The sequence below is a fragment of the Pelagerythrobacter marinus genome (genome assembly GCF_009827515.1).
Taxonomy (GTDB): domain Bacteria; phylum Pseudomonadota; class Alphaproteobacteria; order Sphingomonadales; family Sphingomonadaceae; genus Pelagerythrobacter; species Pelagerythrobacter marinus.
The window spans coordinates 88,142-105,405 of sequence record NZ_WTYO01000004.1 but is presented as its reverse complement, the minus strand read 5'-3'; the positions used below and the strand labels follow the sequence as shown (position 1 = coordinate 105,405).

The 17,264-nt window shown below is 70.7% G+C and carries 15 protein-coding genes; all 15 read left to right on the top strand.

Going from position 1 to position 17,264, the window contains the following annotated elements; translation table 11 throughout:
- Window positions 1–223 precede the first annotated feature (223 nt).
- Genes GRI72_RS09990 through ftsA form a run of 15 tightly spaced genes read left to right on the top strand, consistent with a single transcriptional unit; the run spans window position 224 to window position 17,244 of the window.
- A complete protein-coding gene (locus tag GRI72_RS09990) occupies window positions 224–727 on the top strand; it encodes a division/cell wall cluster transcriptional repressor MraZ (RefSeq protein ID WP_322295670.1) in 504 nt (167 codons plus the stop codon).
- Entirely contained in the window at window positions 724–1,674 is a 951-nt protein-coding gene (gene rsmH / locus GRI72_RS09985) for a 16S rRNA (cytosine(1402)-N(4))-methyltransferase RsmH (protein WP_160733782.1), read from the top strand. The genes GRI72_RS09990 and rsmH overlap by 4 nt, the downstream gene beginning before the upstream one ends.
- A complete protein-coding gene (locus tag GRI72_RS09980; protein ID WP_160733781.1) occupies window positions 1,671–2,180 on the top strand; it encodes a hypothetical protein in 510 nt (169 codons plus the stop codon). The genes rsmH and GRI72_RS09980 overlap by 4 nt, the downstream gene beginning before the upstream one ends.
- Window positions 2,177–3,898 (top strand): peptidoglycan D,D-transpeptidase FtsI family protein, encoded by a 1,722-nt coding sequence (locus GRI72_RS09975; protein ID WP_160733780.1) that lies wholly within the window; start codon window positions 2,177–2,179, stop codon window positions 3,896–3,898. The genes GRI72_RS09980 and GRI72_RS09975 overlap by 4 nt, the downstream gene beginning before the upstream one ends.
- Complete coding sequence (locus GRI72_RS09970) at window positions 3,895–5,364, top strand: UDP-N-acetylmuramoyl-L-alanyl-D-glutamate--2,6-diaminopimelate ligase (protein WP_160733779.1); 1,470 nt, start codon at window positions 3,895–3,897, stop codon at window positions 5,362–5,364. Before GRI72_RS09975 ends, GRI72_RS09970 begins: the two co-directional genes overlap by 4 nt.
- On the top strand, window positions 5,361–6,833 hold the full coding sequence (locus GRI72_RS09965) for a UDP-N-acetylmuramoyl-tripeptide--D-alanyl-D-alanine ligase (protein ID WP_251105204.1): 1,473 nt from the start codon (window positions 5,361–5,363) through the stop codon (window positions 6,831–6,833). The genes GRI72_RS09970 and GRI72_RS09965 overlap by 4 nt, the downstream gene beginning before the upstream one ends.
- Window positions 6,834–7,904 (top strand): phospho-N-acetylmuramoyl-pentapeptide-transferase, encoded by a 1,071-nt coding sequence (gene mraY / locus GRI72_RS09960; protein ID WP_160733777.1) that lies wholly within the window; start codon window positions 6,834–6,836, stop codon window positions 7,902–7,904.
- Window positions 7,901–9,274 (top strand): UDP-N-acetylmuramoyl-L-alanine--D-glutamate ligase, encoded by a 1,374-nt coding sequence (gene murD, locus GRI72_RS09955; protein ID WP_160733776.1) that lies wholly within the window; start codon window positions 7,901–7,903, stop codon window positions 9,272–9,274. The genes mraY and murD overlap by 4 nt, the downstream gene beginning before the upstream one ends.
- Window positions 9,271–10,497, top strand: a complete 1,227-nt coding sequence (locus GRI72_RS09950) for an FtsW/RodA/SpoVE family cell cycle protein (protein WP_160733775.1) — start codon at window positions 9,271–9,273, stop codon at window positions 10,495–10,497. The genes murD and GRI72_RS09950 overlap by 4 nt, the downstream gene beginning before the upstream one ends.
- On the top strand, window positions 10,494–11,705 hold the full coding sequence (gene murG, locus GRI72_RS09945) for an undecaprenyldiphospho-muramoylpentapeptide beta-N-acetylglucosaminyltransferase (protein WP_160733774.1): 1,212 nt from the start codon (window positions 10,494–10,496) through the stop codon (window positions 11,703–11,705). The genes GRI72_RS09950 and murG overlap by 4 nt, the downstream gene beginning before the upstream one ends.
- Window positions 11,702–13,123, top strand: coding sequence for a UDP-N-acetylmuramate--L-alanine ligase (gene murC / locus GRI72_RS09940; protein WP_160733773.1), 1,422 nt, complete (start codon window positions 11,702–11,704; stop codon window positions 13,121–13,123). The genes murG and murC overlap by 4 nt, the downstream gene beginning before the upstream one ends.
- Window positions 13,124–13,161: 38 nt before the next feature.
- Window positions 13,162–14,088, top strand: coding sequence for a UDP-N-acetylmuramate dehydrogenase (gene murB, locus GRI72_RS09935; RefSeq protein WP_237487096.1), 927 nt, complete (start codon window positions 13,162–13,164; stop codon window positions 14,086–14,088).
- A complete protein-coding gene (locus tag GRI72_RS09930; RefSeq protein ID WP_160733771.1) occupies window positions 14,085–15,071 on the top strand; it encodes a D-alanine--D-alanine ligase in 987 nt (328 codons plus the stop codon). The genes murB and GRI72_RS09930 overlap by 4 nt, the downstream gene beginning before the upstream one ends.
- Complete coding sequence (locus GRI72_RS09925) at window positions 15,058–15,963, top strand: cell division protein FtsQ/DivIB (RefSeq protein WP_160733770.1); 906 nt, start codon at window positions 15,058–15,060, stop codon at window positions 15,961–15,963. Before GRI72_RS09930 ends, GRI72_RS09925 begins: the two co-directional genes overlap by 14 nt.
- A complete protein-coding gene (gene ftsA, locus GRI72_RS09920) occupies window positions 15,964–17,244 on the top strand; it encodes a cell division protein FtsA (protein WP_160733769.1) in 1,281 nt (426 codons plus the stop codon).
- Window positions 17,245–17,264: the final 20 nt, after the last annotated feature.

The following is a 17,264-nucleotide window of genomic DNA, read 5'->3' as shown; positions in this document are numbered from 1 at the left end:
AAATACTTAGGAAAATCAATATATTGCAGATCAATCCCCTGTAATCCCCGAATTTTCCCTTCCTTCCCGCCCTTCTCCGCGGTAGAAATGCCTTCCATCGGACAGGCTTCCCTGTGTCGCGCCCGCGATTCGCGAGGCGATCCGCTCTCGTTTGCGCGATTGCGGCGGCGCAGAAGGCATGCCCGGAACGGAGCAAACCCTGGGGTGATTGGGGGCGGGCCTGGTGCCGGAGGCGCAGAACTTCACAGGATTTAGCGGCCAGGCCTTTTCGCTGCTCGGCGAAAAGGGGCGCTACGTCCTGCCGCCCGCGTTCCGCAACCTGGTGAAGGAATCGAGCGGCGGGCGCACCTTGTGCATCGACAAGCATCCCAAGCTCGACTGCCTGGTCGGTTTCGGCCTCTCGCGCCACGACGAGCTGGAAGCGCAGCTCGACCGCGAGGAGGACCTCGCCTGGAAGCGCCAGCAGGATTTCGATCGCGACACCCGCGCCGCCCAGCTGTTCGGTTACCTGCGCGTGCCGTTCGACGACAGCGGCCGCTTCATCATGCCGCCGCACCTGATCCGCCTGGGCAAGATCGAGGACCAGCTCTACTTCCACGGCCTCGGCCGCTTCTTCACGATCTGGAACCCGACCGAGCTTGCCCGCATGAGCGACGACTGGGCCGGGGCGAAGGAAGCCTGCGCCGATTTCGTCGCCGAGCACAAGGCGAAGGCGAAGCGCAAATGAGCGGGCCGGAGCAATCCCCGCACGTCCCCGTGCTGCTGGACGAAGTCCTGGCCGCGCTCGCCCCGCGGCCCGGCGACGTGATCGTCGATGCCACGTTCGGCGCCGGCGGCTATACCCGCGCCCTGCTCGATGCAGGCGCGACGGTCCATGCCTTCGACCGCGATCCCGACGCGATCGCCGCCGGCCGCGCTTGGCCCGAAGCCGCCGAGCAGCCGCCGCGCCTCGTGCTCCACCCGCGGCGCTTCTCCGAAATGGTCGCCGCGCTCGCCGATGCCGGCGTGGCGCAGGTGGACGGGGTGGCGATGGATATCGGCGTGTCCTCGATGCAGCTCGACCAGGCGGACCGCGGGTTCGCCTTTTCCGCCGAAGGGCCGCTCGACATGACGATGGGCCGCACCCGTCCCAATGCGGCCGATTTCCTGAACGAGGCGGACGAACAGGCGATCGCCGACGTGCTCTATCGCTATGGCGAGGAGCGCCAGTCGCGCAAGGTGGCGCGGGCGATCGTCGCTGCGCGGCCGCTGGCGACCACCGGCGACCTCGCGCGCGTGGTCCGCAAGGCGCTCGGCTATCGTCCCGGTGCCCCCAGGGACCCGGCGACGCGCAGTTTCCAGGCCGTCCGCATCCACGTGAACGCCGAGCTGGACGAGCTTTCGGCCGGGCTGTCGGCGGCCGAGGCCCTGCTGCGCGAAGGCGGGCGGCTGGCGGTGGTATCGTTCCACAGCCTGGAGGACCGGATCGTCAAGCGGTTCCTGCGCGAAGCTGCCGCCCGCACCGGCGGCGGTTCGCGCCACTTGCCGATGGAAGAACCCGCGCCCGCGCTGTTCACCGCGGTTTCGCGCGCGGTCCGCCCCTCGGAAGCGGAGATCGCGCGCAACCCGCGGGCGCGCTCCGCCACCTTGCGCCACGCGGTGCGGACCGCCGCTCCGGCGCGGGAGGCGGCATGATGATCGGGGGCAGCCGCCTGCGCCAGATCGGCTGGGCCGTGGTTCTCGCGGTGTGCCTGGCCGTGTTCATGGTGCTGACCTTCCGCGTCAACGCGGTGAAGAGCCAGGTGCGCCTGGCCGAACGGCAGATCGTCGCGCTCGAGCGCGAGAAGCTGATGCTGGAAACCGAATTCGAAACCCGTGCCAACCAGCGCCAGCTGGCCGACTGGAACCGGGTGGAATTCGGCTATCAGGCGCCGCGCGCCGACCAGTACCTGGAGAACGAGCGCCAGCTTGCCGCGCTCGGCCTGCCGCGGGCGGTCGATGCGCCCGAACCGATCCGCGTCGCTCGCGCCCCCGCGCCCGAGGAGATGGACCTGCCATCGATCATCTCCCCCCTCGTCGGCCGGGACGAGGGCGATGGCGAGGCGGACGGGCGGCGCGACTTGTCCGCGCCGCGTTCGCTGGCCGAGCGGCTTTCCGGCGGGGCGCGGCTGGGTACCGGCCTGGCGGAGGTCGCCGAATGAACGCGCTGAGCATCAGCACCGCGATTTCGACCGGCCGCGTCAACCTGATCACCACCCGCCAGCGCTCGCTCACCGTCGCGCGCTGGCGTGCGCTGTGGCTGGCGCTGGTCTTCGCCGCGATCGCCGCCGCGGCCCTGGTGCGGATCGCCGTGCTCGGCGTCAGCGACCGCACGACGACGATCGCCTCGCTGGAAGAGGCGCTGCTCCCGCCGCGCGGCGAGATCACCGATCGCAACGGCGTGCCGCTCGCGCGGGCCTTCCCCGCCTATGCCCTGTGGTACAACCCGCGCGCGCTGGGCGAGGGCGGATCGCCGCTGGTCAAGAGCGCGGAGGAAGTCGCCGCCGAGCTTGCCGCGATCTTCCCCGACCTCGACCAGGCGAAAGTCGCGCGCCAGCTGGCGGCCGGCCGGCCCGGCTACATCCGCCGTCGCGTGCTTCCCGAAGATGCCAACCGGGTCCAGGCGATCGGCGAACTGGCGCTCGAGATGCCGCAGGAAACCGACCGCTATTACCCGCAGGGTTCGATGGGGGCCCACGTGCTCGGCTATGTCGATGCCGAGGGGCGGGGGCAGGTCGGGATGGAGCAGGTGCTCGACCGGCACCTGACCGATCCCGCGCTGCGCGACCAGCCGGTCGCCCTGTCGATCGACATGCGCGTCCAGGGCGCGCTGGAGGACGAGCTGCGCCGCGGGATGCTGGCGGTCAACGCGCTGGGCGCGGCGGGGATCGTGCTCGACGTCGATACCGGCGAGGTCATGGCGCTCGCCTCCCTGCCCGAGTTCAATCCGAACAAGATCGACGCCGAGGGCGAGAAGTACATGTTCAACCGGGTGACCAACCAGGTCTACGAACTCGGTTCGACGTTCAAGCCCCTGACCGTCGCCGCCGCGATCGACGCCGGGGTGGTGCGCGATTTCGGGCGCCGCTACAACGCGGAACCGGTCGCCATCGGCGGGTTCACGATCAGGGACAGCCACCCGCTCGGCGCGACGCTGAACGTGCCGGAAAGCTTGATCCATTCGTCCAACACGGTCACGGCGCGGATCGCCGACGAGCTCGGCCCCGAAAAGCTGCGGCAGACGATGATCGACCTGGGAATGAACGAGCGCCCCTATATCGAACTGCCCGCGCGCGGCCACCCGATCTGGCCGGGCGACGACTGGCCGCGCCTGCGCAACATGACCGTCAGCTACGGCCACGGGATTGCCGTCACCCCGCTGCACCTCGCCAGCGCCTATGCCGCGATGGTCAACGGCGGCGTCTGGCGCCCGGCGACGCTGCGCAAGCTCGAACCGGGCGCGGCGCCGCGCGGCCGGCGGGTGTTCAAGGCTTCCACCAGCGCGCGGATGCGCCAGCTGCTGCGGATGATCGCGGTCTACGGCACCGGGCGCAACGCCAATGCGGCGGGGTATCGCGTCGGCGGCAAGACCGGTTCGGCCGAGAAGCCCGGCGCCGGGGGCTATCGCCGGTCCACCCTGGTCTCGACTTTCGCCGCCGCCTTCCCGATGGATCGCCCGCGCTACGTCGTGATCGCCATGCTCGACGAGCCCAAGGGCACGACGGCCAGCTCGTTCCAGCGCACTGCGGCGTGGAACGCGGCCCCGATCGTGGGCAACCTTGTTCCCCGGATCGGCCCGCTGCTGGGCGTCAGGCCCGACGACGCGCGCGACGTCGACATCAGCGACTTGCGCCCGCTGATCCGTGGAGACGGCGAATGAGGCTGGGCAGGCTGGCCGCCGCCGCGGGCATCGCGCTCGACAGCGACCCCGACCGGCAGGTCACCGGGTTCGCGATCGATCACCGCAAGGTCGCCCCCGGCACCGTGTTCGGTGCCTTCCGCGGGGCATCGTTCAATGGCGAGGGCTTCATTCCCGCGGCTGTCGCCGCCGGTGCGGTCGCTGTCGTCGCCCGGCCCGAAGTGCGGGTGGAGGGCGCGCTCCACATCGCCGATGCGGAGCCGCGCCGGGCCTTCGCGCGGCTGGCGGCGGGCTTCTTCGCGCCGGTGCCCCCCACGATCGTTGCGGTCACGGGCACCAACGGCAAGACCTCGACCGTCGAGATGACGCGCCAGCTCTGGCGCATGGCCGGCGAACGGGCGGCCTCGATCGGGACGCTGGGGGTCACGACCTCGGACGAAAGCGTTTCGACCGGGCTGACCACGCCCGACATCGTGACCTTCCTTTCGAACATGAGCGGCCTTGCGCGCGAGGGGATAACCCACGTCGCCTACGAGGCGTCGAGCCACGGCCTGTCGCAATACCGCAACGAGGGGCTGCGCGTGTCGGCCGCCGCCTTCACCAATTTCAGCCGCGACCACCTCGACTATCACGGGACGATGGAGGAATACTTCGCGGCCAAGATGCGGCTGATCGACGAGGTCGTGGCCGACGATGCCACCCTGGTGGCCTGGACCGGCGCAGGCGAGTGGGCCGGCCGGGCCATCGAGCACGCGCGCAGGCGGCAGCTGCGCGTGCTGACGGTGGGCGAGCAGGGCGAGGACATTCGCCTGCTCGCCCATAGGCCGACCCAGCTGGGGCAGGACCTGACGATCGCTCACGACGGGGCGGAGCGGACGGTCCGCCTGCCGCTGATCGGGGCTTACCAGGTCGCGAACGCCCTGGTCGCCGCGGGGCTGGTGATCGCGACCGGCGGCGCGGCGCAGGCGACGTTCGACGCGCTCGGCCGCTTGCAGCCGGTGCGCGGGCGGCTGGAACGCGCGGCCATCGCGCCCGGCGGCGCGCCGGTCTACGTCGATTACGCGCACACGCCCGACGCGCTGGAGGCGGCCATTACCGCGCTGCGGCCCCACGTAAACGGCCGGCTGATCGCGGTCTTCGGCGCGGGCGGCGACCGGGACGAGGGCAAGCGGGCCGCGATGGGCCGTGTCGCGGCGGACAAAGCCGACTTGGTCATCGTCACCGACGACAATCCGCGCGGGGAAGACCCGGCCGCGATCCGCCGGGCCGTGCTGGAAGGCGCGCCGGGCGCGCGCGAGATCGGCGACCGGCGGGCCGCGATTGCCGAGGCGATCGCGATGGCCGGTGCCCACGACATCGTCCTGGTGGCGGGCAAGGGGCACGAACAGGGGCAGATCATCGGTTCGGGAGAGACAATGCGGGTATTGCCGTTCGACGACGTGGCGGTGGCGCGCGAATGCGCCGGGTCCGGGCGGGACCGGCCGTGAACGCCCATCGCGCCTTGCGCCCCTGGCCGGTCCGGCCGCGCGACCGCCTGCCGCTGGCCCTGTGGGACGCGGAAAGCCTGGCCGCGGCCATGGGCGGCACGGCGAGCGAGCCGTTCCAGGCCTCCGGCGTCGAGATCGATTCGCGCGACGTCCGGTCCGGCGACCTGTTCTTCGCCCTGGGCGGGGAGAACACCGACGGGCACCGGTTCGTGGACAAGGCCTTTGCCGCAGGCGCGGCCGCCGCGGTGGTGGAGCGCCCGATCGACTGGCCGCATATCCTGGTCGACGACACCGGCGCCGCGCTGCGCGCGCTGGCCGCCGCGGCCCGCCGGCGCAGCGCCGCGGTGCGGATCGGGGTGACCGGATCGGTCGGCAAGACCGGCGTGAAAGAGGCGATCTTCGTCGCGCTCGACCGGGCCAGCCGCGGGCAGGCCCATCGCTCGGTCCGCAGTTACAACAACCACGTCGGCGTCCCGCTCAGCCTCGCGCGGATGCCGGCGCGCAGCCGTTTCGGGGTGTTCGAAATGGGCATGAACCACGCGGGCGAGATCGCGGCGCTGACCGACCAGGTGCGCCCCGATGTCGCAGTGATCACCACGATCGCGCCCGCCCATATCGAGAACCTCGGCAGCGAAGAGGCGATCGCCGATGCCAAGGCGGAGATCTTCGCCGGGCTCGAGCCGGGCGGCTGGGCCGTCATCCCCGCCGATTCCCCGCATTTCGAGCGCCTGGCCGGCCATGCGCGGGCCGCGGGTGCGCGCATCCTCTCGTTCGGGCGCGCGGCCCATGCCGACGTGCGCCTGCTCGACGCGATTCCGTCTGCCAATGGCGGGGCGCTGGTGACGGCCGACCTCGGCGACCGGCGGGTCTGTTACTCGGTCGCCGAGCCGGGCGAACACTGGATCGCCAATTCGCTCTGCGTCATGGCGGCCGTGCGCGCGGCCGAGGGGGACCTCGCCGCCGCGGGGCTCGCGCTCGCCGAAATGGGCGGGCTCAAGGGTCGCGGCGCGCGCCACCGGGTCCCGGCCAGCGGCGGCCATGCCCTGTTGATCGACGAAAGCTACAACGCCAATCCCGCCTCGATGCGGGCGACGCTGCACCAGCTGGGGCAGACGCCGGCCACCCGGCGGATCGCGGTGCTGGGCAGCATGAAGGAACTGGGCGATTTCGCCCCCTCGTTCCACGCCCGCCTGGCCGAACCGCTGGCGGCGGCGAAAGTCGATCACGCGGTGCTGGTGGGCGACGAGATGCGCGCGCTCGCGCGGGACTTGGGGAAAGGCGGTGCCAATGCGCTTGCGGGCGGGATGAGCTTCGCCCATTGCGATGGGCCTGCCGAAGCGATCGCGGCGCTCGAGGAATACGGTATCGCCGCCGGCGATGCGATCCTGGTCAAGGGTTCCAACTCGGTCGGCCTGGGCAGGCTGGTGACACATTTCGCCTCCAGGAATGGTGGAGGCCGGGAAGGCTGAATGCTTTACCTTATCGCCGAATGGCTGGGCTTCGAAGGCGCTCTCAATCTCGTCCGCTACCAGACGTTCCGCGCCGGCGCGACGCTGATGACCGCGCTGCTGATCGGCCTGCTGATCGGCCCGCGGTTCATCAACATGCTGCGCGTGCGCCAGGGCAAGGGGCAGCCGATCCGCGAAGACGGGCCGCAGACCCACCTGGCCAAGCGCGGCACCCCGACGATGGGCGGGCTGATGATCCTCGTCTCGCTGCTGGTCGCGATGCTGCTGTGGATGGACTTGCGCAATCCCTTCGTCTGGGCCTGCCTTGCCGTAACCGCGGGCTTCGGCATGATCGGCTTCCTCGACGATTACGACAAGGTATCGAAGGCGAGCCACCGCGGCGTTTCGGGCAAGGTCCGCCTGCTGCTCGAATTCGCGGTCGCAGGCGTCGCGTCGTGGATCGTCGTCGGGCAGATCAACACGTTTCTCTACGTCCCCTTCTTCAACGACCTGGGGTTCGAACTCGGCTGGTTCTATTACGTCTTCGCCGCGATCGTGATCGTGGGGGCGGGCAATGCGGTGAACCTGACCGACGGGCTGGACGGGCTGGCGATCATGCCGGTGATCATCGCGGCGGGCACTTTCGCGATCATCGCCTACCTCGTCGGGCGGGTCGATTACTCCGAATACCTCGGCATTCCGCACGTGGCGGGGGCCGGCGAACTGGCGATATTCTGCGCCGCGATCATGGGCGGGGGCCTGGCCTTCCTGTGGTTCAACGCCCCGCCGGCGGCCGTGTTCATGGGCGATACCGGCAGCCTCGCCCTGGGCGGCGCACTGGGGGCGATCGCGGTCGCCAGCCATCACGAGATCGTGCTCGCCATCGTCGGCGGCCTGTTCGTGGCCGAAGCGCTGTCGGTCATCATCCAGGTCTTCTGGTTCAAGCGCACGGGCAAGCGGATCTTCCGCATGGCGCCGATCCACCACCACTTCGAACAGCTCGGCTGGAGCGAGAGCAAGGTCGTGATCCGGTTCTGGATCATCTCGATCGTCCTCGCGCTGATGGGGCTGGCCACGCTGAAGCTGCGATGATCGTTTCGCCCGCCTTCGCCGGCAAGCGCTACGCCGTGCTCGGCCTCGCCCGGTCGGGGCTGGCCGCGGCGGAGACGCTGCTGGCAAGCGGCGCCGAGGTGACCGCCTGGGACCGGCAGGACGTGGCGCGCGACAAGCTGGAGGGGCGGGCCCGCCTGGCCGACCCGCTGGAAATCGACCTGACCGGCTTCGACGGGGTGGTCGTGTCGCCCGGCGTGCCGCTCAACACCCACCCGATCGCCGCCCGCGCGCGCGATTTCGGCGTGCCCGTGATCGGCGACGTGGAACTGTTCGCCCAGGCGCGCGCGGCCTTGCCGCCGCACCGCGTGGTCGGCATCACCGGCACCAACGGCAAGTCGACCACGACCGCACTGGTCCACCATGTCCTCGACAGCGCCGGGGTCCCGGCGCGCATGGGGGGCAATATCGGCCTGCCGATCCTGGCGCAGGATGCCCTGCCGGCGGGCGGGGTCTACGTGCTGGAGCTGTCCAGTTACCAGGTGGACCTGACCCGCACGCTGGCCTGCGAGGCGGCGGCCCTGACCAATATCACCCCCGACCACCTCGACCGCTATGCCGACTTCGCGGCCTATGCCGCATCGAAGGCACGGCTGTTCGCAATGCAGGCGCCCGACCAGTTCGCGGTGTTCGGCTGTGCCGACGGGCCGAGCGAGGCGGTCCGGGCGACGGAGGCCGCGCGCCGCGGCCCCGGGCGCGCGGTCTGCGCCGATCGCGCTTCGCTCGCCGCGGGCCAGCGCGACTGGCCTGCCCTGCAGGGGCCGCACAACCTCGAGAACGCGGCCATCGCCGCGGCGCTCTGCGCCGAGCTGGGGGTGGAAGAGGACGCGATCCGCGCGGCCATGGCGACCTTCCGCGGGTTGCCTCACCGGATGGAGATCGTAGCCGAACATCGCGGCGTCCTGTTCGTCAACGACAGCAAGGCGACCAACCAGGCCTCCACCGCGCCGGCGCTCGCGGCCTTTCCGCCCGATCGCGCCGGCACGCCCGCGCGCCCGCGCGTTCACTGGATCGTGGGCGGCCTGCCGAAGGAAGACGGCCTGGGCGAGTGCGAGGCGCACCTGGGCAACGTCGCCGCCGCCTACACGATCGGGGAGGCGGGCCCGCGCTTTGCCGAACTGCTCGAAGGCCGCGTGAGGGTGGAGCGGGCCGAGCTGATGTGCCAGGCCCTGCGCCTGGCCTTCGCCGCGGCGGGGCCGGGGGACGTCGTCCTCCTTTCCCCCGCCTGCGCCAGCTTCGACCAGTTCCGCGACTACGAGAAGCGGGGCGAGTACTTCCGCGAGATCGTGGCCATGATGATTGGGGAACCGGCGCCGCCTGCCGATGCCTTCCCGGGGCGGTCCGCGGCATGAGCGCGACCCAGCCCTATATCCCCCGCGCCGGCGAGCGGGCCCCGCGGCCCGACCGGTTCCGCACCTCGCGCCGGGCGGAGCTGAAGATCTGGTGGCGCGAGATCGATCGCGTTCTCTTGTTCCTGATCCTGGCGCTGATGGCGATCGGCGCGGCGGCGGTGGCGGCCGCTTCGCCGGCGAGCGCCAGCCGCCTGTCTACGTCCGACCAGCAATTGCCCGATCTCTATTTCTACTGGGCGCACTTGCGCTGGCAGCTGCTCGGCCTTGCCGCGATGTTCGGCGCGGCCATACTCTCACGCGAGAACGCGCGGCGCGCGGGCATCGTGCTGTTCGCGGGGATGTTCGCGATGCTCGTCCTGGTGCCGATCGCCGGGTACGAGGTGAACGGCGCGCGGCGCTGGATCGACCTGGGCGTATCGTTCCAGCCGTCGGAATTCCTCAAGCCCGCTTTCGTCATCACGCTCGCCTGGATCATCGCCTGGCGCGCGCGCGATCCGAACATTCCGGTGGTCGCCATCGCCACCGCGATCATGGGCGCGGTCGGCGTGCTGCTGATGATGCAGCCGAACCTGGGCGACACGGTCCTGTTCGCCGGGGTCTGGTTCGCGCTGGTCGTGCTCTCGGGCGTTTCGACCCGGCGGCTGGGCGCGGTGATCGGCGGGGGGCTGGTCGCCGGGGTGCTGGTCTACCTGTTCTACGAGAACGGCCGGAACCGCATCAACGACTTCCTCGGCGGGGGGACGGCCTTCGACCAGGTGGACCTGGCCCAGCGCACGCTGCTGGCCGGCGGCTGGACCGGCAGCGGCCTGTGGCTGGGCATTCGCAAGATGAGCCTGCCCGAAGCCCATACCGATTACATCTTCTCGGTCATCGGGGAGGAATTCGGCCTGCTCGTCTGCGCGGTCATCGTCCTGCTCTACCTCGCCATCGTCGTGCGCGTCCTCGTGCGCCTGGCGGACGAGGAAGACTTGTTCACCCTGCTCGCCGGGGCCGGGCTGGCCGTGCTGATCGGGGGGCAGGCCTTCATCAACATCCTGGTGAACCTGCAGCTCGCCCCGTCGAAGGGGATGACCCTTCCGCTCGTCTCCTACGGCGGATCGTCGACGATCGCGGTGTGCCTGACGGTCGGCCTGCTCTTGGCCATCACCCGGCGAAATCCCTTTCTCAAGCGCGGCAGGCCCGGTGTATGGCAGCGTCTTTTCGGGCGGGAGTCACGGCAATGACTGGCGGAGCGAACCGGCACTATGTCCTCGCGGCAGGCGGCACGGGCGGGCATCTCCTGCCCGCTTTCGCCCTGGCGGCCGAGCTGGAGCGGCGCGGCCACCACGTCGCCCTGATCACCGATCGCCGCGGGGCCGAGATTCCCGGCAAGCCCGACTTCCTGCCCGCCCACGTCCTGCCGGCCGGGCGGTTCGGCAAGAACCCGCTGCGCTGGCCAGGCGCGCTGCGGGCGGTGCTGGAAGGGCGCAAGATGGCCCTGCGCCTGTTCGAAAGCTTCGAACCGAGCGCGGTGGTCGGCTTCGGCGGCTATCCGGCGCTGCCGGCACTTCTGGCGGCGACGTCCGCCGGCGTCCCCAGCATCGTTCACGAGCAGAACGCGGTCCTGGGCCGGGTCAACCGCCTCCTGGCCGGCCGGGTCGAGGCGATCGCCACCGCCTATCCCGAGATCACGCGCCTCAAGGGCCGCCACGCGGACAAGGTCCACCTCGTCGGCAACCCGGTGCGCCCGGCGGTCCTCGCCCTGCGGGAGGCGGAGTTTCCGCCGCTGGCCGAAGACGGCGTGCTCAAGGTCCTGGTGACCGGCGGCAGCCAGGGCGCGCGGGTCTTGAGCGAAGTCGTGCCCGACGGCCTCGCCATGCTGCCCCCCGCCTTGCGCCAGCGGCTGCAGGTGACGCAGCAGTGCCGGGCCGAGGATATCGAGGCCGTGCGCGAACGCTATCGCGGGCACGACATCCCGGCCGAGCTGGGCACTTATTTCGAGGACATGGCCGCCCGCCTTGCCGGCGCCCATCTGTTCATCGGGCGCGCGGGCGCCTCCACGATCGCCGAGCTTACCGCCGTGGGCCGGCCGGCGATCCTCGTGCCCCTGCCGATCGCGACCGACGATCACCAGGCGGCGAACACGCGCGAGGTGACGAAGGCGGGCGGGGCCCGGATGATCCGGCAGGACAAGTTCACGCCGAAGGAACTGGCCAAGCAGATCCAGGTCCTGGCGCAGGATCCCCGGGCGCTGGCCAATGCCGCCCACGCAGCGTGGAATTGCGGCCGGCCCGACGCGGCGAAGGACCTGGCCGACCTGGTCGAAAGCTTCGGCGGGGCGGAAATGATGGACGTTATCCGCGTCGGCGCCGGTTCGGCCCGGGCCGGCGCGCAGACGGCGGCCGCCGGGCAGGGCACGGCGCGTGGCAGCCTGGGGAAATCGACGGCATGAAGGGCGTGGCAACCGATATCGGGACGATCCACTTCGTCGGCATCGGCGGGATCGGCATGTCCGGCATTGCCGAGGTCATGCACAACCTGGGCTATAGCGTCCAGGGATCGGACCTCGCCGAAAGCGCGACGGTGGAGCGCCTGCGCGCGCGCGGGATCAGGGTCGCCATCGGCCAGGCGGCCGAGAACGTCGAAGGGGCCGCGGTCGTCGTCATCTCGACCGCGGTGAAGCGGACCAATCCGGAAGTCGTCGCGGCGCTGGAAAACCGCATCCCCGTCGTCCGCCGGGCGGAAATGCTGGCCGAGCTGATGCGGCTGAAGAACACCGTCGCCGTGGCCGGGACGCACGGCAAGACGACGACGACCAGCATGGTCGCGGCGCTGCTCGACGCCGGCGGGATCGACCCGACGGTGATCAACGGCGGGATCATCGAACAGTACGGATCGAACGCGCGGCTGGGCGACAGCGACTGGATGGTGGTCGAGGCCGACGAGAGCGACGGCAGCTTCCTGCGCCTCGACGGGACGATCGCGGTCGTGACCAATATCGATCCCGAGCACCTCGATCACTACGGCGATTTCGACGGGGTGAAGGACGCTTTCGTCGAATTCATCCACAACGTGCCGTTCTACGGCGCGGCGATCCTGTGCATCGACCATCCCGAGGTCCAGGCCGTGACCGGCAAGGTGCGCGACCGGCGGGTTGTCACCTACGGCTTCTCGCTCCAGGCCGATGTCTGCGCGGTCAATGTCGAGCCCGATCGCGGGGGCAACCGCTTCGACGTGGTCGTGCGCCAGCGCAGCGGGGAAGCCCGGCGGATCGAGGGGGTCCACCTGCCGATGCCGGGGCGGCACAACGTGCAGAACGCGCTCGCCGCGATTGCCGTGGCGATCGAGATGGGCTGCGACGACGAGACGATCTGCAACGGTTTCGGCCAGTTCGGCGGCGTGCGACGGCGCTTCACCCGCGTGGGCGACGTGGCCGGCGCGACGGTGATCGACGATTACGCGCACCACCCGGTCGAAATCCGCGCCGTCCTGTCGGCCGCGCGCGAAAGCGTGGCGAGCCAGTCCGCGGGCCGAGTGATCGCGGTTATGCAGCCGCACCGCTATTCGCGCCTCGGCGACCTGATGGACGACTTCCAGAACTGCTTCAACGATGCCGACAGGGTCTATGTCACCCCGGTCTATGCCGCGGGAGAGGAGCCGGTGCCGGGCGTGGATTCGCAGGCGCTGGTCGCCGGCCTGAAATCGCGCGGCCACCGCGCAGCGACGACGGTCGCCGACGCGCACGAACTGGCCCGCGTGCTCGCGGGCGAGATCGGCGAGGGCGACCTCGTGGTCTGTCTTGGTGCGGGCGACATCACCCGCTGGGCGGCGGACCTGCCCGAGGCGATCGCGCGGGAGCGCGGCGAATGAGCGACCGCGCCCCCGACTGGCCCGAACCGGATACCGGCATGGCGCCCGATTGCGCGGTCGAAGGGGGCGTGTCCGCCCCCGTGCCGGCTGGCAGCGTGCGCGGCAGCCTGACCGCGCAGGCGCCGCTGGCCAAGCTGGTCTGGTTCAAGACCGGCGGGCCGGCGGACTGGCTGTTCGAACCGGCCGACCTCGACGACTTGCGCGAGTTCCTCGGCCGCCTGGGCGGCGAGCTGCCGGTCATGGCGCTCGGCCTCGGGTCCAACCTGATCGTGCGCGACGGCGGCGTGCCCGGGGTCGTGGTGCGCCTGGGCAAGCCTTTCGCCGGGGTCGCGGAAGAAGGCGATTCGATCCTGCGCTGCGGCGGCGGGGCAAGCGGCATCCTCGTCTCCTCCACCGCGCGCGATGCGGGGATCGCGGGGCTGGAGTTCCTGCGCGGCATCCCGGGCACCGTCGGCGGCTTCGTGCGGATGAACGGGGGCGCCTATGGCCGGGAAGTGGCCGACATCCTGCTCGATTGCGACGTGATCCTGCCCGGCGGGGAGCTCGTGCGTCTGCCGGTGGCGGACTTGCGCTACAGCTATCGCCACTCGGCCCTGCCCGAAGGGGCCGTGGTCGTCTCCGCCCGGCTTCAGGGCGTCCCCGGCGATCCCGCGGCGATCGGGGCGGAGATGGACCGGATCGCGCAGGCGCGCGAGGATTCGCAGCCGCTGCGAACCAAGACCGGCGGCTCGACCTTCAAGAACCCCGATGGCGACAAGGCCTGGCGGCTGGTCGATGCCGCCGGTTGCCGCGGCCTGCGCATGGGCGGTGCGCAAGTGAGCGAGAAACATGCCAATTTCCTGATCAACACCGGCGATGCGACCAGCGCCGATATCGAGGGGCTGGGCGAGGAAGTGCGCCGCCGCGTCTATGCCGACAGCGCGATCATGCTCGAGTGGGAAATCCAGCGGGTGGGCCGGCCATGAGCGGCAGTACGACCACCGGGCGCGCGCTGCACGTCGCCGTGCTGATGGGCGGCTGGGCCAACGAACGGCCGGTCTCGCTGATGTCGGGCGAGGGCGTGGCCGAGGCGCTTGAAGCGCGCGGCCACCGGGTGACGCGGATCGACATGGACCGCCAGGTGGCCGCGCGGATCGCCCAGGCCGCGCCCGACGTGGTCTTCAACGCGCTGCACGGCGTACCGGGGGAAGACGGCACGGTCCAGGGGATGCTGGACCTGATGGGCATTCCCTATACCCATTCGGGCCTCGCCACCTCGGTCATCGCGATCGACAAGGAACTGACCAAGCAGGCGCTCGTGCCGCACGGCATCCCGATGCCCGGCGGGCGGATCGTCGAAAGCGCCAGCCTGTTCGAACAGGACCCGCTGCCGCGCCCCTATGTCCTCAAGCCGGTGAACGAGGGCAGCTCGGTCGGCGTCGCCATCGTCACGCAGGAAGGCAATCACGGCAACCCGATCGCGCGCGATGCGAAAGGCCCCTGGCAGGAGTTCGAGCGGCTCCTGGCCGAACCCTATATCCGCGGGCGGGAGCTGACGGTGGCGGTGATCGACGGTGCGGCCGGGCCGCGCGCGCTGACGGTGACCGAGCTGGTGCCCAAGTCGGGCTTCTACGATTTTGACGCCAAGTACACCGACGGCATGACCGAACACGTCTGTCCGGCCGAGGTGCCGGACGAGATCGCCCGGCTGTGCATGGACCTGGCCCTGCGCGCGCACCGCGTGCTGGGCTGCCGCGGGTGCAGCCGGACGGATTTCCGCTGGGACGACGAACATGGCGAGGATGGCCTGTTCGTGCTGGAAACCAATACCCAGCCGGGCATGACCCCGCTGAGCCTGGTGCCCGAGCAGGCGCGCCAGTGCGGCATGAGTTACGAAGACCTGGTGGAGGCGATCGTGGCGGAGGCGATGGACCGCGCGGCCCGGGGGGGCGGCAGTGGCGACGGTTAACCGCAAGGCCAAGGGGGTGCGCCGCTCGACCGCGGCCAAGGGACGCGCGCGGACCGCGCGGGCGGCGCGGGCCAGGACCGGATCGGTCCTCGATTCGCTGGTCTCCGCCCTGCCTTTCACCGAGGAGCAGCTGCATCGCATCTTCCTCGCCATCATCCTGGGCGGCGCTGTCGCGCTGACGCTGTTCGTCGCCAGCCTCGCCGGGGTTCCGGCAATGGCGCAGCAACAGGTCGCGCTGCTGGCGGCCGATGCCGGCTTCGAAGTCCGCAAGGTCCGCGTCACCGGGGTCGAGCGGATGAACGAGATGAAGGTTTACGAGCGCGCGCTGGCGCGGCGCGACCGGCCGATGCCGCTGGTGGACCTGGAGGCGCTGCGCGCCGAACTGCTCGAGCTGTCGTGGGTGAAGGACGCCCGCGTCTCGCGCCAGCTGCCCGATAGCCTGGTGATCGACATCGTGGAGCGCAGGCCCCATGCCGTCCTGCGCAAGCCCGACCGGCTGATGCTGATCGACGACAGCGGGGTCGAGCTGGAGCCGATCGCGGCCGACAAGGCGCAAGGCATGCTGATCGTCGCCGGGCCGGGCGCCGGCCGGCAGGTGGGCGCGCTGGCCGACCTGCTGGCGGCGGCCCCGGCGCTCGGCCCCCAGGTGGCGGAGGCGGAGTGGATCGGCAACCGCCGCTGGAACCTGACGTTCGACACCGGCCAGGTGCTCGCCCTGCCGCAGGGGGAGGACGAATCCGCCGGCGCGCTGGTCGCCTTCGCGCGGCTCGACGGGGTCAACCGCCTGCTGGGCGGCAAGGTCGCGACATTCGACATGCGCGCGCCCGATCGGATCTACATGCGCGTGCCCGGGCGCGCGGCGCAGGCCATGGCAACGCAGGAGGGGGAATAGATGGGGCTGCCGCGCATCACCCGCGTCTTCGGGGCGGTCAACATCGGCTCGTTCCGCATCTCGGCCATGATCATGGGGCTTTCCGAAACCGGCGAGATGATCGTCCTGGGGTCGGGGCACCGGGCCAGCCAGGGGATCAAGCGCGGTTACGTGACCGACATGGCCGCCGCGACATATGCCATTCGCGACGCGGTGGAACGGGCGGAGAAGAACGCGGGGACGAGCGTTTCCAGCGTGTGGATCGGCTGCGCCGGGGCGGGGCTGGCGAGCCAGGTCGCGAAAGTGGAAATCGACATCGGCGGGCGCCGGATCGAGGAGGAGGACATCGAGCTCCTGCTCGTCACCGCGCGCGATTCGATCGAGCCGGACGGGCGCATGGTCCTCCACGCCCAGCCCGCGCATTACACGCTCGACGGGGCGCACGGGGTCGCCAACCCCAAGGGCCTCCATGCCGAGCAGCTGGGCGTCGACGTCCACGTCATGCTGGCCGACGGGGCGCCGGTCCGCAACCTGATCGAGGCGGTGCAGAACGCGCACCTCGACGTGGAGGCGGTCGTCGCCGCGCCGATCGCGGCCGGTTACTCGTGCCTCACGCACGAGGAGCGCGAACTGGGCACCGCGCTGATCGAGATCGGGGGGGAGGTGACGAACGTCTCGCTCTATGCCGGCGGGATGCTGCTCGGCCTGGCCGCGATCCCCTACGGCAGCGCCGACATCACCGACGCGATCGCCTCCAGCTTCGGCATTCGTCGGTTCCAGGCCGAACGGCTGAAGTGCGTGGCAGGCTCGGCCATCGCCAGCCCGACCGACCACCGCGAGATGGTGCCGGTCAACGGGCCGGACGACGGATCGGTCCAGCCGGCCGCGCGCGGCGCGGACGACCGCAACCGCATCCCCCGGGCGGAGCTGGTTTCGGTAGTGACCGAGCAGCTGGCCAAGCTGACGGGCGAGATCGCCCGGTCGCTGAAGGCGATGGGCTTTTCCGGGTCGAGCGGGAGCCAGGTCGTCCTCACCGGCGGGGGCGCGGAACTGGCGGGCATTGCCGAATTCACCCAGAGCGCGCTCGGCCGCCCGGTCCGGATCGGCAAGCCGCCGGCGCTGCGCGGCTTGCCCGAGGCACATTCCACCGCAGGTTTCGCGACGCTGGCCGGATTGTGCCTCTATGCGGCCGACGACCCGGTTGACATTCGCTCGGTCGGTCCGAGCTACCAGCCGACGATGCGATATTCCGGCCTCGGCCTGGTCAACCGCGTCGTTCGCGCGGTGCGCGAGTATTTCTGACGCGATGGCCCGGAGGTTTA

Bases quoted from the DNA above. Each gene is read 5' to 3' on its own strand.
- GRI72_RS09975 (WP_160733780.1), top strand. From the start codon at position 2,177: ATGAACGCGCTGAGCATCAGCACCGCGATTTCGACCGGCCGCGTCAAC.
- GRI72_RS09980 (WP_160733781.1), top strand. From the start codon at position 1,671: ATGATGATCGGGGGCAGCCGCCTGCGCCAGATCGGCTGGGCCGTGGTT.
- murG (WP_160733774.1), top strand. From the start codon at position 10,494: ATGACTGGCGGAGCGAACCGGCACTATGTCCTCGCGGCAGGCGGCACG.
- GRI72_RS09970 (WP_160733779.1), top strand. From the start codon at position 3,895: ATGAGGCTGGGCAGGCTGGCCGCCGCCGCGGGCATCGCGCTCGACAGC.
- mraY (WP_160733777.1), top strand. From the start codon at position 6,834: ATGCTTTACCTTATCGCCGAATGGCTGGGCTTCGAAGGCGCTCTCAAT.
- GRI72_RS09950 (WP_160733775.1), top strand. From the start codon at position 9,271: ATGAGCGCGACCCAGCCCTATATCCCCCGCGCCGGCGAGCGGGCCCCG.
- rsmH (WP_160733782.1), top strand. From the start codon at position 724: ATGAGCGGGCCGGAGCAATCCCCGCACGTCCCCGTGCTGCTGGACGAA.
- murC (WP_160733773.1), top strand. From the start codon at position 11,702: ATGAAGGGCGTGGCAACCGATATCGGGACGATCCACTTCGTCGGCATC.
- ftsA (WP_160733769.1), top strand. From the start codon at position 15,964: ATGGGGCTGCCGCGCATCACCCGCGTCTTCGGGGCGGTCAACATCGGC.
- murD (WP_160733776.1), top strand. From the start codon at position 7,901: ATGATCGTTTCGCCCGCCTTCGCCGGCAAGCGCTACGCCGTGCTCGGC.
- murB (WP_237487096.1), top strand. From the start codon at position 13,162: ATGGCGCCCGATTGCGCGGTCGAAGGGGGCGTGTCCGCCCCCGTGCCG.
- GRI72_RS09930 (WP_160733771.1), top strand. From the start codon at position 14,085: ATGAGCGGCAGTACGACCACCGGGCGCGCGCTGCACGTCGCCGTGCTG.